20 protein-coding genes are annotated in these 19648 nt (G+C 64.0%); 10 read left to right on the top strand and 10 right to left on the bottom strand.

Features of this window, described 5'->3' with window-relative positions:
- Positions 1-148 precede the first annotated feature (148 nt).
- The gene (locus Mgrana_RS09695) at positions 149-2950 is read left to right on the top strand and encodes a fibronectin type III domain-containing protein (protein ID WP_119357410.1); all 2802 of its coding nucleotides are present in this window, start codon (positions 149-151) and stop codon (positions 2948-2950) included.
- Positions 2951-3077: 127 nt separating this feature from the next.
- Here Mgrana_RS09695 and Mgrana_RS09685 read toward each other — a convergent pair whose 3' ends face one another.
- Genes Mgrana_RS09685 through lipB form a run of 3 tightly spaced genes read right to left on the bottom strand, consistent with a single transcriptional unit; the run spans position 3078 to position 5163 of the window.
- A complete protein-coding gene (locus Mgrana_RS09685) occupies positions 3078-3470 on the bottom strand; it encodes a DUF3054 domain-containing protein (protein WP_119357409.1) in 393 nt (130 codons plus the stop codon).
- Between the two features lie 8 nt (positions 3471-3478).
- On the bottom strand, positions 3479-4465 hold the full coding sequence (lipA, locus tag Mgrana_RS09680; protein ID WP_119357408.1) for a lipoyl synthase: 987 nt from the start codon (positions 4463-4465) through the stop codon (positions 3479-3481).
- Entirely contained in the window at positions 4462-5163 is a 702-nt protein-coding gene (lipB, locus tag Mgrana_RS09675; protein WP_119357407.1) for a lipoyl(octanoyl) transferase LipB, read from the bottom strand. The genes lipA and lipB overlap by 4 nt, the downstream gene beginning before the upstream one ends.
- 135 nt (positions 5164-5298) lie before the next feature.
- Here lipB and Mgrana_RS09670 point away from each other — a divergent pair, with 135 nt between their 5' ends.
- Complete coding sequence (locus Mgrana_RS09670) at positions 5299-5850, top strand: YIP1 family protein (protein ID WP_119357406.1); 552 nt, start codon at positions 5299-5301, stop codon at positions 5848-5850.
- A gap of 21 nt (positions 5851-5871) precedes the next feature.
- Complete coding sequence (locus Mgrana_RS09665; RefSeq protein WP_119357405.1) at positions 5872-6528, top strand: MOSC domain-containing protein; 657 nt, start codon at positions 5872-5874, stop codon at positions 6526-6528.
- An 11-nt stretch (positions 6529-6539) separates the two neighbouring features.
- Here Mgrana_RS09665 and Mgrana_RS09660 read toward each other — a convergent pair whose 3' ends face one another.
- Both Mgrana_RS09660 and mobA read right to left on the bottom strand, forming a co-directional pair.
- Positions 6540-7079, bottom strand: coding sequence for a hypothetical protein (locus Mgrana_RS09660; RefSeq protein ID WP_119357439.1), 540 nt, complete (start codon positions 7077-7079; stop codon positions 6540-6542).
- Between the two features lie 48 nt (positions 7080-7127).
- Entirely contained in the window at positions 7128-7844 is a 717-nt protein-coding gene (gene mobA / locus Mgrana_RS09655) for a molybdenum cofactor guanylyltransferase (RefSeq protein WP_119357404.1), read from the bottom strand.
- 77 nt (positions 7845-7921) lie between these two features.
- Here mobA and Mgrana_RS09650 point away from each other — a divergent pair, with 77 nt between their 5' ends.
- The 5 genes from Mgrana_RS09650 to Mgrana_RS09630 all read left to right on the top strand — a co-directional run bounded on the left by Mgrana_RS09650 (position 7922) and on the right by Mgrana_RS09630 (position 10948).
- A complete protein-coding gene (locus Mgrana_RS09650) occupies positions 7922-8125 on the top strand; it encodes a DUF3248 domain-containing protein (RefSeq protein WP_119357403.1) in 204 nt (67 codons plus the stop codon).
- A 26-nt stretch (positions 8126-8151) separates the two neighbouring features.
- On the top strand, positions 8152-8598 hold the full coding sequence (locus Mgrana_RS09645; protein WP_119357402.1) for a DUF3809 family protein: 447 nt from the start codon (positions 8152-8154) through the stop codon (positions 8596-8598).
- A 51-nt stretch (positions 8599-8649) separates the two neighbouring features.
- A complete protein-coding gene (locus Mgrana_RS09640; protein ID WP_119357401.1) occupies positions 8650-9327 on the top strand; it encodes a metal-dependent hydrolase in 678 nt (225 codons plus the stop codon).
- A gap of 29 nt (positions 9328-9356) precedes the next feature.
- Positions 9357-10214 carry a serine/threonine-protein kinase gene (locus Mgrana_RS09635; protein ID WP_119357400.1) on the top strand — a complete coding sequence of 286 codons (858 nt, stop codon included), beginning with the start codon at positions 9357-9359 and terminating at the stop codon, positions 10212-10214.
- 125 nt (positions 10215-10339) lie between these two features.
- The gene (locus Mgrana_RS09630) at positions 10340-10948 is read left to right on the top strand and encodes a helix-turn-helix domain-containing protein (protein ID WP_119357399.1); all 609 of its coding nucleotides are present in this window, start codon (positions 10340-10342) and stop codon (positions 10946-10948) included.
- Positions 10949-10974: 26 nt separating this feature from the next.
- Here the strand turns inward: Mgrana_RS09630 and Mgrana_RS09625 are convergent, their stop codons facing one another.
- Positions 10975-12411 (bottom strand): HD-GYP domain-containing protein, encoded by a 1437-nt coding sequence (locus tag Mgrana_RS09625; protein ID WP_240631314.1) that lies wholly within the window; start codon positions 12409-12411, stop codon positions 10975-10977.
- 112 nt (positions 12412-12523) lie between these two features.
- On the opposite strand from Mgrana_RS09625, the gene Mgrana_RS09620 reads away from it, so the two are divergent.
- Together Mgrana_RS09620 and Mgrana_RS09615 are read left to right on the top strand one after the other, a co-directional pair.
- A complete protein-coding gene (locus Mgrana_RS09620) occupies positions 12524-13405 on the top strand; it encodes a pseudouridine-5'-phosphate glycosidase (protein ID WP_119357398.1) in 882 nt (293 codons plus the stop codon).
- 42 nt (positions 13406-13447) lie between these two features.
- Positions 13448-14383 carry a RodZ domain-containing protein gene (locus Mgrana_RS09615; protein WP_119357397.1) on the top strand — a complete coding sequence of 312 codons (936 nt, stop codon included), beginning with the start codon at positions 13448-13450 and terminating at the stop codon, positions 14381-14383.
- Positions 14384-14418: 35 nt separating this feature from the next.
- On the opposite strand, the gene Mgrana_RS09610 is transcribed toward Mgrana_RS09615, so the two are convergent.
- The 4 genes from Mgrana_RS09610 to Mgrana_RS09595 form a co-directional block, all read right to left on the bottom strand.
- Entirely contained in the window at positions 14419-15180 is a 762-nt protein-coding gene (locus tag Mgrana_RS09610) for a DUF4388 domain-containing protein (protein WP_119357396.1), read from the bottom strand.
- 164 nt (positions 15181-15344) lie between these two features.
- A complete protein-coding gene (locus Mgrana_RS09605; protein WP_119357395.1) occupies positions 15345-15830 on the bottom strand; it encodes a low molecular weight protein-tyrosine-phosphatase in 486 nt (161 codons plus the stop codon).
- A gap of 76 nt (positions 15831-15906) precedes the next feature.
- The gene (locus Mgrana_RS09600; protein ID WP_119357394.1) at positions 15907-17496 is read right to left on the bottom strand and encodes an alpha-amylase family glycosyl hydrolase; all 1590 of its coding nucleotides are present in this window, start codon (positions 17494-17496) and stop codon (positions 15907-15909) included.
- Positions 17497-17507: 11 nt separating this feature from the next.
- Positions 17508-19415, bottom strand: a complete 1908-nt coding sequence (locus Mgrana_RS09595) for an alpha-amylase family protein (RefSeq protein ID WP_119357393.1) — start codon at positions 19413-19415, stop codon at positions 17508-17510.
- Positions 19416-19648 lie beyond the last annotated feature (233 nt).

Below are 19648 nucleotides of genomic sequence, written 5' to 3'. Positions count from 1 at the left end.
CTCCAGATCGGTGAAATCACCCCGTAACAGAGCTCGGGCTGTTTGTCCCTACCCTCGGTGCTGGGTCTGGGTAGGCTAGAGCTATTAGGGTTATAAGTGTGCCACTGCTGGGGTTTAGGGCAGCGTCAAGCAGAGCGAGGGTGATCCAATGAAGCAGGCAGTAAGAACAGCATGGGTATTCGGCTTTTTGCTCTTATTTCTGGCGTCCTGCACTCCTCCGGCTCAACCCCCCAGCGCCCCTACCGGCTTTACCGCCACAAACACCGCCTCGGGGATTAGCCTGAGCTGGAACGCAGTCCCTGGGGCCACCGGCTATACCCTTCAGCGCAAAACCGCTTCTGCAGCCTACGCCGATCTACCCGGTGCGGCCAACCTGAGCGGCACCACCTACACCGATACCGGCCTAAGCCCCAGCACCACCTACACCTACCGCATCGCCGCCAAGAATGCAGCCGGCTCGAGCCCCTACGTGGAATCCGCCCCGGTGGTCACCCCGGCGGCCCTGCAGACCCCGAACCCCCCCAACAACTTCCGCAGCACCGCGGTCAGCAGCAGCAGCGTAAGCCTGGCCTGGGACCCTCCCTCCCCCAACACCGCCACCGGCTATACCCTCGAGCGCAAGACAGGCTCGGGTGCTTATGCCCAGATTGCAACCCCCACCGGCTCCCCCTACACCGATACCGGCCTGAGCCCCAGTACCGCCTATACCTACCGCCTCAAAGCCGTCAACGCGGCGGGCAGCAGCAACGGCGTTACCGTGGACATAAACACCGGGGTGGCGGCCCCAGGGGCCCCAGGGGGCTTCTCGGCCAGCGTGGTCACCGGCACCTCGACCGTGGTGACCCTGACCTGGACCCCCCCCAGCGCGGGCGGCCCGGTGCAAAGCTATACCCTCGAGCGCAGCACCGATGGGGGCTCGAGCTACCTCACCCTCAGCACCGGGCTCCCCGCCAGCGCCACCACCTACGCCGACCTCTCGGCCAATGCCCTCGCCGCCCCCCGCTCGGCCCTCTACCGCCTCACCGCGGTGGGGGCCGGGGGCCCCGGTGCGCCCGTTACCGCCTCCGCGGGCGGAATCCCAGGGCTGTGCAACCCCGCCGGACCCGATATCCCCACCGCCGCCACCACCGGCTGTTTTGGTGCTCCCTTCCAGTGGCCGCTGGTGGCTACCTTTGGGGGGCTGCAACCGGATGGCACCTTCCTGGCCTGGTACTCCACCGACCCCTCGGGAAGCGGGGTGTTCAAAAACTACCTCGACTACAACCAGCACAAATCGTCCTACGCGGTGGTCTGGAACCCGGCCAAGGGCCGTACCATTGACTTTGACCCCAACAACGGCACCCCCGCCGGGGCCCGCCCCGGCAGTGCGTTTGCCCGCGTGGACAACAACCGCACCGACCTGTTTTGCGCCGGGCAGGTGATCGGCCCGGATGGGCGCTTCTATGTGGCCGGGGGCAACCTGGGCAACTTCGGTGACTGGTATCCGGGGGGCTGGCAGACCAACATCTACGACTGGCGCACCCAGTCTTGGAGCGCGGGCCCCAACATGAAGGGCGACCCGCAATACCCCTATACCCCCCAGGCCCCAGGCACCTCCTCGGTCTATCCCAACGCGGCCCTGTATAACCTCACCTCGCTCGACCCCAACGGTCAGTTGACCCTGAACGGGGGCTATAACGTGGGCGGGCGCTGGTACCCCAGCGTGATCACCCTCAGCAGCGGCAAGCTGCTCATCAACGGGGGCTTGGGGTATTTCGGCAACCCCTACCAGAACGACGGCGTGACCTCCTGGTATACAGGTGTTGGCAACTCTGGTGGAGACGGGCTGCCCAAAACCAAAACCCCACCCTACGGCGACAACGTGATCCCCGAGGTCTGGGACACCACCACCAACACCCTGACCCAGCTCACCGGGGCCCGCATGGACACCCTCTTTAGCTATGACCACTACTACCCCTGGATGTTCCAGGACCCCTACAACCCCAACCAGGCCTTCATGGCCGGCGGGGAGACCACCGCGGGCTACTTGAATGTGACCGGAACCGGCTACTGGACGGATGTCATGAGCAACGCCCTGGCCTACCGGCACTACGGCAGCGCGGCGATGTACCAGCCGGGCAAGATCCTGCTGGTGGGCGGGGGTGGTCTGCCCAATGACACCCCACCCAAACCCTCCCGCAAAGACGCGACCGTCTTGACCCTGAGCCCGGGCAACACGGTGAGCGTCCAACCCACCGCGAACGACATGATTGCCGGGCGCACCCACACCGACGCCACCCTCCTGCCCAACGGGCAGGTGTGGGTGAATGGGGGGAACACCGACGGGGCCAACTGGAGCACCGCCAACGCGGTCTACACCAGCGAGATGTGGGACCCCACCACCCTGGCCTTTACCCCCATGGCCACTGCCACGCAGCCGCGCATCTACCACGCCACCGCCACCCTGATGCAAGATGGCACCGTGCTGACCGTGGGCGGCGGGGGAGACGGCACCACAGGCTGTGGGGCTACCGATGCCCACGGGGTGCCCACCGCCGGGCTCACCTGCGGCATCAACCAGTTCAACGCCGAGATCTACTACCCGCCCTACCTGTTCAAGCCCGATGGCTCGCTGGCCCCCCGCCCGACCCTCCTCAGCCTGACCAGCCCCAGCGGAACCGATGGGTATGGGCACCCCAGGGTGCGGGCCGGGGATAGCCTGACCCTCACCACCGACCGGCCCGCGGGGAACATCGCCCGGGTGACCTTCCTCAAGCTGGGCTCAACCACCCACGCCTTCAACATGGGCCAGAACTTCAACGAGCTGACGATCTCCAGCCCCAGTGGGAATACCCTAAGGGTGAGCGCCCCCGGCAACTACAATGTGGCCCCACCGGGCTATTACTTCCTGTTCGTGCTGGACGCCGACGGGGTGCCCTCGGTGGCCCAGATCGTGCAGATGAGCCGCTGAGGCCCCGCTTGTTGGTGGCGGTGGTCCCGGCCACATGGATGTGAGGCCCGACCCGTACCGCCTGGCTATACCCCACAATGGGCTCGTAGGGCGAGGTTCCTGAGATGTTTTGGCGCATGCCCCCAGTCTATGCCCTGCGCCGCAGGAGGGCTCGAGCCAGCAACCGCCAAGCCAGCAACAGGATCAGCGTAAAGGCCAGGGCGATGACCCAGAAGACAAAGAACCCGATCCCGAAGGGATGTCCCAGCACCATGAAACGCAGCCAAACCCCGGCGCTTACCGCGATGGCCCAGGTGTAGAGCAGGTTGCGCCAGCTCGGGGCGGAATAGGTGCGCAAGAAGGGGGCGACCAAAAACCACACCACCAGGATCGGCAGGGCATTGCGCACAACCCCCCCCAGGCTCAGCGCCTCGCGGTGCGAGGCCAGTCCAATCACCGCAAAGAGCACAATGGCCAAGGCATCCCCCAGGGCCAGCCGTCGGCCTGGGTGGGGAGAGGTGCGGGTCGGGAGGTTGGCCATACCCCAGGCTAGCGTCCCTCGGCTCCCGGCTCTACCGCCTGATAGAAAACCTTCTCGGCCCGATAGCTGCTGCGCACCAGGGGCCCACTGAAGACCTCCATGAAGCCCTCCTGGTAGCCCCAGCGGCCATACTCGGCGAACTGCTCGGGGGTAACGTAGCGCTCGACCGGAAGGTGGTGTTTGGTGGGGCGGAGGTACTGGCCCAGGGTCAGGATATCTACCCCCACCGCCCGCAGATCGCGCATGGCCTGGCGAACCTCCTCCTCGGTCTCGCCCAGCCCCAGCATCAGGCTGCTTTTGGTCAGCACCTCGGGGCGGACTTTCTTGGCGTACCCCAGCACCTTCAAGGTTTGGTCGTACCCGGCCCGAGGGTCGCGCACTTTGGGGGTCAGGCGGCGGACGGTCTCGAGGTTATTGGCGAACACCTCCTGTCCGCCGGCCAGCACCGCTTCGACATGGCTCAGGTTGCCCTGGAAATCCGGGGTGAGGGTCTCGACCTTGACCTCGGGGTCGCGGGCCTTGATCTGCCGCACCACCTCGGCGAAGTGCGAGGCCCCGCCATCGGGCAGGTCGTCGCGGTCAACCGAGGTCAGCACCACATACTGTAGGTGCATCTCGGCCACCGCCTGGGCCACGTGCAGGGGCTCCAGGGGGTCTACCCAGCCTTTAGGGTTTCCCGTGTCCACCGCGCAAAACTTGCAGGCCCGGGTGCAGATGCCGCCCAGCACCATGATGGTCATGGTGCCGTGCCCCCAGCACTCGCCGATGTTGGGGCACATGGCCTCCTGGCAGACGGTGCTGAGGCGCAGGCGCTGGGTCATCTCCTTGAGGCGCTGGTAGTTGGGGCCGGTGGGGACGCTGGCCCGCAACCAGCTCGGTTTGTGGCGGTCTACCGGCTCGGGCCGGTCGGTGGCCACACCGTTGGGGATGACTTTGAGTTCGATCAGGCCGCCGTTTTGGAAATCCTCGAGCTGGACGGTTTTGAGGTTGCTCATGCGAACTCCTGTGGGTGGGGCTGCCCCAAGTCCAAGGTAGAAAACTCAACGCGGAAAGCCTCAATGACCCGCTCGGCGGCTTCATCTAAGGAAACCTCGTGCCCTAGGAGTTTCTTCAGGCTGGTCACCCCTTTGTCCTTGAGGCCGCAGGGGATGATGAGGCTGAAGTCTTCGAGGTCGGTGTTGACGTTGAGGGCAAAGCCGTGGAAGGCCACATCCTGCTTGACCGCGATCCCGAAGGCGCAGAGTTTTTCCTCGAGCTCGGGCCAGCCAGCTACCGGCGCGGGCCGCTTGACCCACACCCCAGCGTATCCTGGGCTGGGATAGGCCTCAATGCCATAGGTGGCCACCGCGCGAATGAGGGTCTGCTCGAGCTGCCGCAAGAAGTCACGCACCCGCCGCCCTACCGGGAAGATGGGGTACCCCACCAGTTGGCCGGGACCGTGGTAGGTTACATCCCCGCCGCGCTCGATGCTGAACAGCTCAATCCCCTGCGCCCGGTACTGGGCCTCGCTCAAAAGCAGGTTCTCCGGTTTGGCAGCCCGTCCCAGGGTGATGGTGCGGGGGTGCTCGAGCAACAACAGCGTGGGGGGGCGCTGGCCCGCCACCACCTCGGCATGCACCTGTTTTTGGTATTCCCAAGCCTGGGCATAGGGGACCCGCCCTAGCCGCTCCACCTGGAATGCTCTAGCTTCCACGGTTTTAGCATACGCCTACGCCCACCGGCGCTTGGGGGCGAGGTTACATACTGGCAATTCTGATACCGGGATGAGAATTTGGGTGTAGACTACAGGTAAAGCAAACGAGCCGGTCACTGTAGAGGGGGGAAGGGTATGAACGCCACGCCGTCTATCACCGATACCATTATGACCATGATTAACCAGAGCATTCAGGTGCTCACCAAGCCCAGCGTGGCCACCTTTGAACAGTATGAAAGCAAGGGCACGCTGCGCGACGCCCTGATCTATGTTGCCCTGGCGGCGGTGTTGACCGGGCTGCTGGGCCTACCGGGAGGGATTGGGGGCTTTATTCGGGGGGTGTTGGTCACCCTCATCGGGTTTTTCGTGTTCGTCTACCTGGTGCATTGGTTTGGCCGACAGCAAGGCGGCACCGGTACCCTGGACCAGGTGGGGTACACCTTTGCCTTGTTCTGGGCGCCGCTGGCGGTGCTCTTCGGGATCCTCACGCTGATCCTCTTGGTCACCATCATCGGCATTTTTTTGATCCCCTTGGTGGCCATTGCCGCGATTGTGGCCAATGTTTACTTCGCGTATTTGGCGGTGCAGTCTAGCCTGAACCTTCGGGAAAGCGGCAAGATCTGGCTGACCCTGATTGTGGCCTTTGTGGGTACCCTGATCGTGAACCTCATCCTCAGCCGCTTCTGAGCCGCTCCTGTAAAGTGGGGTATGCAGCTCCTCTCCATCAACATCGGTTCGGCCCGCACGTTACAGCTTGGCGCTCGCAGCGTGTCTTCGGGGATTGACAAGGCTTCGACGGCCCGGGCCTATATGGGTCCCTTGGGTCTGGCCGAGGACGTGGTGGTGGACCAAAAGCATCACGGCGGCCCCGACCAGGCGGTGTATGTGTACAGCGCCGAGGACTACGCTTGGTGGGGAGAACGCCTGGGCCAGGCTCAAGCCTACGGCACCTTTGGAGAAAACCTGACCTTCTCGAGCTTCGGCCCTGGGGAACTGCGCATCGGGGACCGTTACCGGGTGGGCGTGGCGGAGCTCGAGGTCACGGCCCCGCGCATCCCCTGTTCGGTGTTCGCACACCGGATGAAGGATCCCCAGTGGGTTCGGAAGTTCCAGGAGGCGGGGCGTCCGGGGTTTTATGCCCGGGTGCTGCAGCCCGGCGAGGTTCGGCCCGGCGACCCCATCGAGAAGGTTCCCGCCCCCGAGACCTACCCCACGCTGCTCGAGGTCTACAGGGTGTGGTTCGAAAAATCCCCTCAACCCGAGACCCTCCAGCGCATCCTGGCCGCCCCGATTGCCGCCCGCACTCGAGCCAACTACCAGGAGCGGCTGCGCCAAGCCGTAGCGACCCCTGAGCCCAATCCCTGACCCTCTGGGGCCTACTTGGCCCCTAGGTATTTGAAGTAGCGCTCTCGAGTGATCATCCCGTAAACCTTGCTGCCATCGGCCACAAAAACGATCTGATGCTGGCGAAACAGCGAGCCGAGCTCGCTGGCCGCGGTGTCGCCGGGGACTACCGGGGCTTCATCCCAGGGAACCAGCGAGTCGGCGATGCCGATGATCCCGACCGGCTGGCCGTGCTCCAGCAGCACCGCAATGTTGCCCTCGAACGATTGCAGGGCGTTGATTACGGGGACGGTCCGGGCCATCCGCCGGGCTGAGGTCGGGACGAATAGGCCCGCCGAGAGCAAGGTGGTGGTGGTGACCTTAACCGCCCGCTTGGCCACCCAGAGGGAGAGGGTAAACACGATTAGAAAGACCAGGCCCTCCAGGAGCCCATAGAAGTTGATCCCCTCCCAGCCGAACTGCCCCTGACGGCGAAACAATAGGTGAACCAGCCCAGAAGCCAGAAGACCCGCAATCAACGCGGCAAGGTAGGCGATGAGGCCAGCTAAGCGTAAATCGCGGATCGTTCGCATATCCCGCATACAGTTTACCCCAAGGGCGATACGCACGGAAAACTGGGCCTACTGGGGCTCCTTGAGCCACACCAGGTCTTCTTCCTTATCCAGATCCACCCCGACTTCGGCGTACGGGGTGATCAGCGCCCTGGCGGGAACGCCCAAGATCTGGGAAACCCTGGCCTCGAGGCTGGGGATATCAGCCTGGCCCAACAGCACCCGCAGCAGGGTTCCAAAGCCAATGAGCTGGGCCAGAGCCAGGGGGCGTTTGCGCAGGGCCAGGGCCCGCCGCAGGAGGGGCAGGGCCCGGTAAAAGAGCTGTTTGTCCACGATGGCCAGGTTCCCTCCGGTGAACTGTCCTTCCTGCACCCGGGCATAGGTGCGGCGCATTCCAGGAAAGTGGGCCTCGATCGCCTCTTTGCGGACCACGCAGTAGACGAACCCTGCCGGGGGGGCCTGGCGCAGGACCCAGCGCACCGCCTCTGGGGTGAGAAAGGGCATATCCCCGGTGGCCACCAATACCCGCTCGCCCTTGGCAGCAGCCATCCCTGCCTCGAGGTTTTCGATCAGGCTGCCCCGGTCGGGGAGGGCTTGCTGGGGGGAGGGGTAAAGGCTCACTTTAGGGCCGATGAAGATAACCTCTAAACCGGATTGTGTGAGGGCCTCGAGGGTGTACTCCACCAGCGGGCGGCCTCGGTAGGGGATCAGGGTTTTAGCCGCCACCTTGAAGGCTTGGGCCAAGGGATCGCTGGGCTTTCCCCCAGCGAGGACGAGGGCTTCCATAGACGCCAGTTTATTAGGCTTTTGGCCCCGCGGCCCAAATCTGTACTCCGGCCCTGTGGTCTTGTACCCTAAGGCCTATGGAAGACCTGCTCGAGCGGCTGGGTTCGCACCTGGTCTGGCGCATTGGCAAAGCGGAGGGGGAAGAGGTGCTGGTGGTGCGGGTAGGGCTGGCCAGCGCCGCCAGCGAGTTTAGCCACCTCTCGCGGCTGCGCAACGCCACCGACGAGGAGATGGAGGCCTTGGTCAAGGCCGGGCAGGTGCGGGTGGAGTGGGTGAACTGAGTGGGGAAAGGCCGGGCCCCTGACCCATGATTCTGGAGAAGCGCCTTCACCTCAGGCTCGCCGTACCCCCGGAGCACCTGCTCGAGCCAGAACAGGTCTTTGCGGGTCGGCCCCCGTTTGGCCGTTTGGAGCGCAACGGGGAACTGCTCGAGGGGGAGCTGGTGGCGGAAATCCCGCTGCTGGGGGACATCCACTTCCCCTTTAGGAGCCGTATTGTGGTAGAAGAGGAGGGGAGCGCCCGGCTCGAGCCCGTACCCATGGAACATGGGGAATTTTGGGTGGAGCTGGCCGGGGCTGGGCGGGTTATGGAGGGTACAATTGCCTATGATCTGGAGTTGCGCGTTCACGCCGGACTGCCGGAGGGGGAGAAATGGGGCGGGAGGGCCCTGCGCCGGATGGCTGAAGCCGCCTTTGAGCGCAACCTGAACCGCGCCCTGGAAGAGCTGGGCGAGGCCAGACTGTCACGCGAGTGACGGCCTTCCGGATCCAAAGAGCTATACTGAACTGTTTAGGAGGAGCCAGTCATGCTGGAACTGCGCTATCTGGGACACTCCGCGATCTGGCTGAGCGATGGCGAGACGCGGGTGCTGATAGACCCTTTTCTTACCGGCAACCCCAAAGCCGCGGTGAGCGCCGAGGCCCTCGAGGCGGATTTTGTGATCACCACCCACGCCCACGGCGACCACTGGGGGGACAGTGTGGCCTTATGCAAGAAAGGAGCCACCCTGATCGCCAATGTGGAGATGACCACCCATGCTGAGACCCTGGGGGTGCCCAAGGCTGTGGGGATGAATACCGGGGGCACCTACCGCTTCAAGGGCGGTTGGCTCAAGTGGTTCCCGGCCTGGCACACCTCCTCTTTCCCCGATGGTGCCTACGGGGGCATCCCCATGGGGGTTCTGATCGAACTCGGAGGGGTGCGGGTCTATCACGCGGGAGACACCGCCCTGTTCTCTGACCTGCGCCTGGTGGGTGACCATGGCCTGGACCTGGCCTTGGTTCCAATCGGTGACCACTTCACCATGGGCCCCGAGGATGCCCTCAAGGCCCTCGAGCTGTTGCGTCCCAAACAGGTCGTGCCTGTTCACTACAACACCTTCCCCCTCATCGCCCAAGACGGCCCAGCTTTTGTGGCTCGAGCCGGGCTCCTGGGGATTGGGGGACGGGCCTTGGAGAGCGGGGAAAGCCTAACGCTCTCGTAATCCCTATAGGCCATCGCCAAAAAGGACCCATGGACTATCGTCGGCTTACCCGTCAAAACTTTCGTCTCGAGATGCTCTTGGGGCTCGGGCGCAGCTCGCAGGTTTATCTGGCTCACGGCCCGGATGGCGTTAAAGTGGCCCTCAAAGTCCCCAGGCGTGAGGTGCGGGAGGATCGGGCCATGGCCGAGCGCTTTGCCCAGGAGGTGGCCCTATCCCTGACCCTCAACCACCCCAACCTGGTGCGCGGGTTATCCGGGCGACCCGAGGGGGACGGGGCCTTTCTGGCCATCGAGTACTTTGAAGAGGGCACCCTCGAGGACAGCTTGAAAAATGGCCCCCTGAGCCGTGAGGTGGCTTTGGAGTGCCTGAGCCAGATCGCGCAAGCGCTCATCTTTTTGCACGATCGGGGCATCATCCACCAGGATGTCAAACCCTCCAACATCTTCATTGATGGCTTGCTGTTCAAGCTGGGCGATTTTGGGGTGGCCAAGACGCGGGAAAACCCTAAACCGTTGGAGCGGGCCGGAAGCCCTTTCTATATGGCTCCGGAACTGTTTGCGGGTGGGAGCAGCGGCCCGGAGTCGGATGCCTACTCCTTTGGGGTGATGGCCTATGAGCTGCTGGTGGGCAAGCGCCCCTTCGTCGGGGAAACCCTCGAGGAGCTTTCCTACGCCCATCTGCACAAGCTCCCCCCGCCCACCAACCTGCCGCCCAACCTTGACCGGATTGTGCGCAACCTGCTGGCCAAGGACCCCGCCATCCGGGCCACCCCCCAGGCGTTTCTCAAGGCCATCCGCACCCCTGAACCTCAGCCGGCCAATGAGCCTGCTGAAGGCAAAGACAAAAACAAATCCAAGGGCCTGTTTGGCCTTTTCCGTAAGCGGTAGCCGGCCCTGACCGCTGAACCTGGGCCGGGGGGCTGAACCCATATTGTGGCGCCGGCAATATATAAACAAAAATGTTTACAAAATCACGCTCGAGGTGTATGCTTGGGTTCAAGAGGTGATCATAAATGCCAAACAGCATCCTCGATACCCTGACATTCGATCCCGGTGAGATCATCCTTTACCCAGGAGAATCCACCGCTAAAGATAGCCTGCATCGGGTGCGCGAAGGCCTGGTTCGGCTTCAGAGCGTAGACGATGAAGGCAATGCCCTGACCTTGCGGTTTGTTCGGCCCGGTGAGTTTTTTGGGGAGGAGGCCATTTCCGGCGGGGAGCGCACCTACTTTGCGGAAGCGGTCACCGAGACCAAAGTGGACACCCTCGACCCTCAGCACCTCTCGCCCCAAGAGCTGGGCCAGCTGGTCCAGGCCCTGGTGGGCTCGCTGGCGCAGACCTACCAGACCATTCAGCGCATCTCTGGGCAGCGGCTTAAAAACCGCATCGCCGCCACCTTGATTGACCTTTCGCACACCCCGGTGGCCTATACCGAGAAGAACGGTCGGGTAGGGGTCAAGGCCACCCATGACGAGATCGCCTCGGCGGTAGGGTCGGTGCGGGAGACCGTGACCAAGGTGATCGGTGAGCTGACCCGAGAGGGGTACATCCGCTCTGGTTACGGCAAGCTGGTATTGGAGAACCCCAGCGGCCTCGAGCTGCTCTCCAAGCAAGCCGCCTAAGCCCCGAACCTGCTCCACCCCCTGCCTTAGGGCAGGGGGTTTTCTACCGCGAGCCCCTCACGATAGGCCGGGGCTTTGAGCGGAGCGGCTTTGTCTGCCGCTGGGGAGGTGATGTGCTGAATAAAGATGTCCACCAGCTTGGGGTCGAGTTTTTTCCCCCGCTGCCGCTTGAGCTCCTCGAGGATCTCCGCCGGTTTCCAGGCCCGCTTGTAGGGCCGTGTGCTGTAGAGGGCATCGAAGGTATCCACCACCGCAAAAACCCGCGCCAACAGGGGAATGTCCTCGCCGCGAAGCCCGTTGGGGTAGCCGGAGCCGTCCCAGTTCTCGTGGTGGTAGCGCACCACCTCGAGGGTCTCCGCCGGTAGGAAGGGAACCCTCGAGAGCATCTCCCAACCCATGGTGACGTGGCTTTTCATGACCTCCCACTCCTCTGGGGTGAGCTTTTCGGGCTTGCGCAGGATACCGTCGGGAATGGAAAGCTTGCCGATATCGTGCAGATAGGCGCCCCAGCGCAGGAACTTGCGGGTGAGAGGGTTGAGCCCCAGATCCTGGGCCAGCCGGTCGGCCCAGGCCACCACCCGTTTGGTATGGCCCTGGGTTTCGTGATCCCGCCATTCTAGGGCCAGCCCTAGGGCTCGCAAGGTGCCATCGTAGGCGTCTTCTTGCTGCTTAAGGGCCTCCATCTGCCCGAGCTGAGCCCCCAGCACCCGGCTCAGAGAGGTCGCCAGGGCTTTTTCGTCAGCCTGGAAGGGACGGCTGCCCTCGCGGGCCAGAATCACCACCCCTAAAGGGCGGTTTTGCCGGGCGGAGACCGGTACGGCGGCGGTGGACCAGCCTGCGCTCTCGGGGATGCCCTCGAGGTAGTTGCCTACCGTAAAGGCATCGCTCAGTGAGGCGTGGGTGCTCAGTTTTTGCTGGGGCAGGTGGCGGCCCCGGTAACGGCTCAAGGCGCCCTTGGCGCTCACCACCACGGGTTTGCCCTCGCGGAAGCGGACGAAAGCGATGTGAGGGGCGATGTCCAGGTTAAATAGGGCCTCCATAGCGGTATCGGTAAGTTCTAAGGGGTCGCTGGCCGCGCTGATGTTGAGGCTGCCCTGCTCGAGCACCTGCATGAAGCGCAGGTTTTGCTCAAGCTCGGCCTGGGTACGCCGGTCTCGCTCGCGCAAGTAGGCCACAATACCCAAGGCGATCAATCCCGGCAGCAGGGTGATGATGAGGCTTTCCGGGTTGAGGGCAGGACTGGGCAGCAGCAGCTCGAGAAGGTTGTACCCTACCGAGATTGGTACGGCCCAGACCAGTCCTTTGAACCCATCGTGCCAGACCCAGGGGATCAAGAAGATGAAGCTGAACACCTGGTAAGCGTCGGGAAGAAACCAAAGGGAGATGAGGCCCCAGACCAACAGGCCCATCAGGCTTAGAATGCGGGGGTGATGAAAGCGGCGCATAAATTCAGAGGAGGCCATATTGCACAGGGCCAGTCTAGCCGCGTTCGAGGCCCCATCTGGGTATTTTGCACATACCCCAGCTGGGGTATGGCCCTGCCCATCTCCTGGAAGAGCAGGTAAGCTAGACTCCATGCGTCTACACCCCGAAGTTGCCCAGGCTCTGGCCTTACATCAACCGGTGGTCGCTCTGGAATCCACCGTCATCACCCATGGCCTGCCCCGTCCTACCAACCTCGAGCTGGCCCGGGCCCTCGAGGCCATCGTGCGGGAGAATGGAGCCCTACCCGCCACCATTGCGGTACTGCGCGGAGAGGTGGTGGTGGGCCTCAGCGCAGAGGAGCTCGAGCACATTGCCCACGACGAGACCGCCGATAAGGCCAGCCTGTGGAACCTGGGGGCCATCCTGGCCCAGGGCCGCAGCGCCGGAACCACCGTTGCGACCACCACCTTCCTGGCCCATAAGGCGGGGATCGCGGTTTTTGCGACCGGGGGCATCGGCGGGGTGCATCCCCATCCCTACGACGAATCCGCCGATCTGATCGAGCTTTCGCGCACCCCTATGGTGGTGGTTTCGGCGGGGCCCAAGAGCATCCTGGATCTCTCGGCCACCCTCGAGCGCCTCGAGTCGTTGGGGGTGGCGCTTCTGGGGTATCGCACCGATTTCCTGCCGGCGTTTCACTCCCCCAGCAGCCCCTACAAACTCCCGGCTCGGGTGGAAACCCCTCAGGAGGCTGCGCAGGCTTTTCGTGCGGCCCGGGAGCTGGGCTTGCCAGGGGCTTCATTGATCCTTAATCCAGTCTCACAAGGGCTGGATTTCGCTCAGGTCGAGGTTTGGGTCCAGAGCGCTACCCAGGAGGCTGCACGGGCCGGGGTTCAGGGCAAGGCCCTAACCCCCTATTTGCTCTCGAGGCTGGCCGAGCTCTCGGGGGGGCAGACCGTGCAGGTTAACCTGCGGTTGCTCGAGGAAAATGCCCGCCTAGCGGCCCAGATCGCGGTGGCCTTGGCCCAATAGCCCCTCTCACGCACGGCTTGTCCCGTGTCTTAGAATGAGGCGATGTGTGAACTGGGGCAGCGCTTACGGGAGACCCGTGAAGCCAAGGGTCTGGATGTCGCGGCAGCGGCAGAGGCCCTCAAGATTCGCCGGGCGCTGCTGCTAGCGCTGGAGGAGTGCCGCTTCGAAGAGCTGCCCGAACCGGCTTTGGCCCGGGGCTATCTGCGTCGCTATGCCCAACTGCTGGGCTTGGATCCGGCCCCCCTGTTGCTGCTGTATCCCTCCAAGATATCCAGCGCGCCCTCCACAACCGCTCCCCCTACCGCCAGCCCAGTGCAGGTTCAACCCCCTCGCCGAGGGGGTTGGGGGTGGCTGTTGCTGTTGGCGGTGCTGGTCGGTTTGGGTTGGTATGGCTGGCAAACCCTCTCTCGTCCAAAGGCCCCGGCTTCGGTGCAGGCCCCGGCTGCTCCGGTAGTGCCTCCCCCCCCGGCCCAGATAAGCCTGCGGGTGGTGACCCAACCTGCCGGAGCCCGGGTGTATTTGGATGGTTTCTTGCTAGGGCAAGCCCCGGTGGAGACGCGGGTAGAAGCCGGGGAACGCACCCTGCGGGTAGAGGCCAAGGGGTTTCAGTCCTATCAGCAGGTGGTTACCCTGGCCAATGACCGCAACCTCAGCGTTGCCCTGAAGCCTGTTCCCTCAGCCCCCCCGGCTCCCGCCCCCAATGCGGCCAACCCTGCCCCTGCTCCCGGTTCCAGTCCCGCTGCGCCTTCCACCGGATTGGTGCTGCGCTTCGAGGGCAACAGCTGGGTGCGGGTTACCACCCCAGGAGGCACCGCGTTATTTGAGGGTCAGCCGGCTAAAGGTACCCAGCAGACCTACTCGCTGCCGGTGGTGGTGCGGGTGGGAAATGCCCAGGCCGTGCGGGTGATTCTCAATGGGCAAGACCGCGGGCTAATGGGCCAAGCAGGACAGGTGGTCACCCAGCGCTTTGGCCCGTGAGGGCGCGGCTTTTGGTCTGAATCGCGCGGAAACCGCTAGAGCGCAGGCCATACCAGTACCTCCTCACCTACCCGCAGGTTGTAAAAGAACAGCAGGTCGGTGGGGAGCAGCAGCCGGGCCTCGGCCCCGGCCTGAGGGGCGATCGGTATCCGCACGGAGTGCTGCGCCGCCCGCACCTCCAGCTCTTGGAAGGGGCCGTAGTGGTTGCGCCAGGCCCGCAGGAGCTGGGTATCCAGGCGGGCGGTCTCGCCCTCACCCTCGAGCCGCTCCACGGTCAAGCGCACGGTGTGGGGGATGCGGCTGGTAACCCGTACCAGGCTCAGTCGAGCCAGGTGACTGACATTCAGGATCACCGTCTCGGAGGGGAGACCGCTTTTGGCGGTCAGGTCAATGAGGCTGAGCGGGTGGCGCAGATGCCGCAGCAACTCGAACTCGTCGGGGGAGAGGGTAAGGTGGCTGGTGCGGGCAGGGTCGGTGAACTCGATTTGGTCAAAGGGACTCAGGTCCAGATGGGCGTCAATGAAGCGGATGGCCTCGAGCAGATAGTTTTCCAGCGGCCCCTCGAGGCTCGACCTCGAGGCCCGCTCCCCAGCCAGGTAGCGAAACCGCCCCTCCTTGAGGGCCAGAATTTGGAACAGCCCCTCCCGCCCCGTCCGGCCTTTGTACTGCGCGTGGACCGGTAAGCCTTTTTCTAAAAAAACCTCGCCACCGGGAACACGAAATACCCCGCTCCCTCCTGCTTGCGAGATTAGCTGCAGCAGTTCAATGGGGCCGAGCAGCTCGAAGGTGCCTTCCATTGAAAGCGAGAATATGGGGGGCTTCCATGAGGTTGAAGGTGGAGGGATCATCCGACGGAGTTGAGAAGACGTTTGGGAAGCGTTGGACTAGAAGCCCACCCACGGGCCCTAGCATACGGCAGAACGGCAGCCGGAGGGGTGCAAATCCGGCAGGCGGCGTTACATTAAGAATTCGCCTCCCGGCCTTGTCCGTTCTCCTCCGCCTGCTTTTGGAAGAATGTTTCCAGGGCCTGCTCGAGGGTGGCATAGACCGCTTCGAAATCGGCCATATCCCCGTAGTAGGGGTCGGGAATTTCCAGAAAACCGAAGCCCAGGGCCTCGAGCAGCAACCGGGCCTTGCCCGAGTGGGCCGGAAAGGCGCGCTCGAGGTCCCGCAGGTTGGTCCGCTCCATGGTCCAGATGTGGTCGAAGTGAGTGAAGTCTTCCACTCGAATTTGGCGGGCCACGTGCAGGAAATCGGCATCGTTCCTAGCCAGCACCTGGCGGGTTCTGGGGTCGGCGCTCTCTCCGGCATGCCACCCGCCGGTACCGCAGGAATCCACCTCAAAGGCCCTCTCTAGCCCATGCTCCCGCAGCATCCTGCGAAAAATCCCCTCGGCCATGGGGCTGCGGCAGATGTTACCCGCGCAGACAAAGAGAATTCGGGTCATTGAGCCCAGTGTATCCAATCCGCTGCTGCGCCGAGCGGCAGAGCGCTGGATTTACGTGTGCAACGTGATAAACCGGTTACAACTTGAGGATGATCGCTTCGTTGGGCCGGAGCTCGAGCATCCCCTCCACCTTTCCGTAGCGGTCAAGGTGGCTCGAGAGCAAAACTTCCCCCCCAGGGGTGGAGAGGGTACGGGGTTCGCTGGTAAAGTTCAGCGCCACCAGCACCTCGCCCCCGCGCAGGTAGGCCAGCGCCCCCTCCGGGGCCTTGTAGGTCTGGTAGGCCCCGCCGAGCAGGGCCGGGGTCTCCCGCCGCACCAGCAGCAGGGTGCGAACCAGGGTCAGCATGGAGAAGGGGTCGGCGTCCTGGGCCTCTACGTTGCGCTCGGGGTAGTCGGCATGGATGGGCAGCCAGGGCTCCACCGTACTGAACCCGGCGTAGGCGTGGGGCGTCCACTGCATGGGGGTACGCTCGGGGTCGCGGCCAGGGTCCAGGCCGTGCTCGCCGGCGGCCCCGCGCTGGCGCAAAGCGGCGGGGTCCTGTACCTTTTCGGGGGGAATGTGCCCATCCACCATGCCGATCTCGTCGCCGTAGTACCAGGTGGGCGAGCCCCGCAGGGTAAAGAGCAGCATGGCGGCCACGCGGGCCTGGGCGTGCCCGATGCGGGTGGCCAGGCGGTGCTGGTCGTGGTTGCCCAGCACCCAGTTGGGGGTGGCAAAGGGCGGCAGGCTCTTTTCGTACTCCTCCACAATGCTGCGAATGTTCTCGGCGGTCCAGTTGGAGAGGCCCCTAAAAATCAGGTGGAAGTTGAAGGGCAGGTGGCAGCCGGGCTTCTCAGCGGTGCCGTAGTAGGGCATGAGCTGCTCGTAGGGCAGGTAGATTTCGCCCACCATCACCCGGTGGCCCGGATACTCGTCCAGCACCGCCCGCATCTCCTGTACAATCTCGCGGGTCTCGAGCTGGTCTTCCTGGTAGATGTGCAGGTGACGGAAGCGGTCGATGTCGCCGGGCTTGTAGTGGGGGTTGTCGGGTTCGTCGCGGAAGAGCGCGTCTTCGACCAGAAGCCAGATCACATCGATGCGGAAGCCATCCACGCCCTTGTCCAACCAGAAGCGCAGGGTGTCGTACATGGCCTGTCGTACCTCGGGGTTGCGCCAGTTGAGGTCGGGCTGCTCGGGCAAAAACTGGTGCAGGTAGTACTGCCCGGTTTTTTCGTCGAAGGTCCAGGAAGGCCCGCCGAAGTAGGCCTGCCAGTTGTTGGGGGGGCCGCCGTCCGGGGCCGGGTCGCGCCAGACGTACCAGTCGCGTTTGGGGTTGTCACGCGATGAGCGCGACGCCAAAAACCAGGGGTGCTGGTCGGAGGTGTGGTTGGGCACAAAGTCGATAAGCACCTTCAGGCCCAGCCGGTGGGCATCCTCGAGCAGCCCGTCGAAGTCTTTCAGGGTGCCGAAGATGGGGTCTACGTCGCAGTAGTCGGCCACGTCGTAGCCGAAGTCCTTCATGGGGCTTTTGTAAAAAGGCGAGAGCCAGATGGCCTCGAAGCCCAGGTCGCGGATGTAGCCGAGGCGCTTGCGGATGCCCGGCAGGTCGCCGATGCCGTCGCCGTTTGAGTCCTGGAAGCTGCGCGGGTAAATCTGATAGATGCTTGCGGTTTTCCACCATTCCATAAAGGGCTCCTTCAAAGTCGGGGCTGCGTGAGCCACAGCCGGGCGTAGGGCATCAGGTAGGCCGGGGCGGGGGTCTGGGTGATCCGGTCGAAAGGCTGCACAATGCCCTCGGCCCGCAGGGTTTCCCAGGGGAGGGCCTGGTCTTGTTCGCTGAAATTGTAAACCTGGACCAGGGTGCCCTCGGGGTGGGGGCGCTTCAGCACCAGCAGGTGGGGGTTGGGCTGCCAGAGGGGACGGGTGGGAAAGGCCGCGTGGAGCTGGGGGGTGCGGGAACGGGCTTCTAGCAGCGCCTTGAGGCCCTGGAAGAGCCGATGCTCCACCGTACCTGCCTGTTTGCGCCGTTCGGCTCTGGCCCAGTCCATCCGGGGCCGGTGCAGCCAGCGGTTGTCGTCTTGGTGGGCGGGTTCTTGCCCGTAGTCGTAGTCGTTGAGCAGGCCCAGCTCGTCGCCCATGTAAATCAGTGGGATGCCCTCACCGTAGCCGATAAAGACCGCATGGGCCAGCAGGAGGCGCTCTATGGCCAAGTTAATCAGGCGGGGGTGGCCGGACTCGAGCGCGGTCTCGAGGCCCGCCAGGCTGGCCGCACTGCCCGAGGTGCGACGGTCGCCGGTGGCGGGGTTTTCCTGAAAGTGCATCCCCCGCGCAAACGACCCCGGAAACTCGCCCCGGTAGAACTCGGACAGAAAGCGGCGGTGGGCGGCCCCCTCGAGGCCCACGGCGGCGGCGTCGGTGTCGGAAATGGCCCAGCCGATGTCGTCGTGGCAACGCAGGTAGGTGGCCCAGGCGGTGGTGGGGGGCTTTTCCGGAAAGCGCTGTAGGGCCTGGGTAAAGAGGCGGGTATCGCGGCTGGCCAGGCTGCTCCAGATCTGCACCATCAGGGTGTTGTGGTAGGCCAGCTCGGAGACCTTGCCATAGTGCGCCCCGGTGCCCAGGTAGGTGATCAGGTCTTCGGGGGCCACGATGGCCTCGGCCTTGAAGGCCACCGCCGGTGCGCCAATCCGCACCGCCGCCCGCAAAGCCTGGGTGAGGGCGTGTACCTCGGGCTGATTCTGGCAGTTGGTACCTAGGCGCTTCCAGGTGAAGGCGATGGCATCCAGCCGGAAGACCTCCACCCCCCGGTTGGCCAGCCACAAAATCAGGTCGAGGTACTCCAGAAACACCTCGGGGTTGCTCCAGTTCACGTCCCACTGCCAGCGGTTGAAGGTGGTCCAGACCCAGCCCGCTACCTCGTCGTCCCAGGTGAAGTTGCCGGGGGCGAAGTCGGGGAAGACCTCCGGCAGGGTGCGCTCGAAAGCGTCGGGCAGGGTGCGGTCGGGGTAGATGTAAAAGTAGTCGCGGTACCGGGGGGCGCCCTGGCGGGCGGCCACAGCCCAGGGGTGTTCGCGGGCCACGTGGTTCAAGACCAGGTCCAGGCAGAGGCTGATGCCCTCCCGGCGGAGCTGGGTGCAGAGCGCTTGCAGGTCGTCCATGCTGCCCAGGTCAGGGCGCACCTGCCGGTAGTCGGCTACCGCGTAGCCCCCGTCGTTCTCGCCCTCGCGGGGCAGCAGCAGAGGCATCAGGTGCAGGTAGCGGATGCCCAGCTCCTTGAGGTAAGGAATGCGCTCGGCCACCCCTTTCAGATTCCCGGCGAAGCGGTCGGCGTAGGCGATGTAGCCGTGCATGTGGGGTTTTTGAAACCAGTCTGGCTGATAGACGCGCTTCAGATCCAGGGCTTGCAGCTCGATCGAGCGCTCCTGCAGGTTGCGGGCTAGGGTCTCGGCCACCCGCCCCAGAACCCCCTCGCTCTGGGGATAGAGGGCTTGTAGTCCGGTCTCGAGGTCCTCCCAGTAGCGCTCTACCCGGGCCTCTAGGTCGGCTGAAAGGTAGGAGCTGTGGCCGAGCCGACTCCAAATCGTGGCGAAAAAAGCGGAAGCCTCCATTCGCTCCGTATTTTACGGGCTTTGCAAAGCCTCGAGGGGCAAGGGCATTTCTGAGTAACGTTCTTTAGGCGAGATTAATCCAGGGAAGCGGGGGGGATGGGGTCGGGGTAAGTTGAGGTTAAGACTCTGCCCACAGACCCCAATCTGTCGCACTGGGGGTTGGCCCGAAGGAGGAGGAATGCAGCGCATAAGGTTTGTTTCATTGCTGGCCGGGGGAATGCTGGCCCTGGGGG

Source organism: Meiothermus granaticius NBRC 107808 (assembly GCF_003574355.1).
In the GTDB taxonomy this organism is placed as follows: Bacteria; Deinococcota; Deinococci; order Deinococcales; family Thermaceae; genus Meiothermus; species Meiothermus granaticius.
This window is presented reverse-complemented; position numbering and strand designations above follow the sequence as displayed.

Coding starts and splice junctions, on each gene's coding strand:
- Mgrana_RS09695 (WP_119357410.1), top strand. CDS start 149: ATGAAGCAGGCAGTAAGAACAGCATGGGTATTCGGCTTTTTGCTCTTA.
- Mgrana_RS09685 (WP_119357409.1), bottom strand. CDS start 3,470: ATGGCCAACCTCCCGACCCGCACCTCTCCCCACCCAGGCCGACGGCTG.
- lipA (WP_119357408.1), bottom strand. CDS start 4,465: ATGAGCAACCTCAAAACCGTCCAGCTCGAGGATTTCCAAAACGGCGGC.
- Mgrana_RS09670 (WP_119357406.1), top strand. CDS start 5,299: ATGAACGCCACGCCGTCTATCACCGATACCATTATGACCATGATTAAC.
- Mgrana_RS09665 (WP_119357405.1), top strand. CDS start 5,872: ATGCAGCTCCTCTCCATCAACATCGGTTCGGCCCGCACGTTACAGCTT.
- Mgrana_RS09660 (WP_119357439.1), bottom strand. CDS start 7,079: ATGCGAACGATCCGCGATTTACGCTTAGCTGGCCTCATCGCCTACCTT.
- mobA (WP_119357404.1), bottom strand. CDS start 7,844: ATGGAAGCCCTCGTCCTCGCTGGGGGAAAGCCCAGCGATCCCTTGGCC.
- Mgrana_RS09650 (WP_119357403.1), top strand. CDS start 7,922: ATGGAAGACCTGCTCGAGCGGCTGGGTTCGCACCTGGTCTGGCGCATT.
- Mgrana_RS09645 (WP_119357402.1), top strand. CDS start 8,152: ATGATTCTGGAGAAGCGCCTTCACCTCAGGCTCGCCGTACCCCCGGAG.
- Mgrana_RS09640 (WP_119357401.1), top strand. CDS start 8,650: ATGCTGGAACTGCGCTATCTGGGACACTCCGCGATCTGGCTGAGCGAT.
- Mgrana_RS09635 (WP_119357400.1), top strand. CDS start 9,357: ATGGACTATCGTCGGCTTACCCGTCAAAACTTTCGTCTCGAGATGCTC.
- Mgrana_RS09630 (WP_119357399.1), top strand. CDS start 10,340: ATGCCAAACAGCATCCTCGATACCCTGACATTCGATCCCGGTGAGATC.
- Mgrana_RS09625 (WP_240631314.1), bottom strand. CDS start 12,411: ATGGCCTCCTCTGAATTTATGCGCCGCTTTCATCACCCCCGCATTCTA.
- Mgrana_RS09620 (WP_119357398.1), top strand. CDS start 12,524: ATGCGTCTACACCCCGAAGTTGCCCAGGCTCTGGCCTTACATCAACCG.
- Mgrana_RS09615 (WP_119357397.1), top strand. CDS start 13,448: ATGTGTGAACTGGGGCAGCGCTTACGGGAGACCCGTGAAGCCAAGGGT.
- Mgrana_RS09610 (WP_119357396.1), bottom strand. CDS start 15,180: ATGGAAGGCACCTTCGAGCTGCTCGGCCCCATTGAACTGCTGCAGCTA.
- Mgrana_RS09605 (WP_119357395.1), bottom strand. CDS start 15,830: ATGACCCGAATTCTCTTTGTCTGCGCGGGTAACATCTGCCGCAGCCCC.
- Mgrana_RS09600 (WP_119357394.1), bottom strand. CDS start 17,496: ATGGAATGGTGGAAAACCGCAAGCATCTATCAGATTTACCCGCGCAGC.
- Mgrana_RS09595 (WP_119357393.1), bottom strand. CDS start 19,415: ATGGAGGCTTCCGCTTTTTTCGCCACGATTTGGAGTCGGCTCGGCCAC.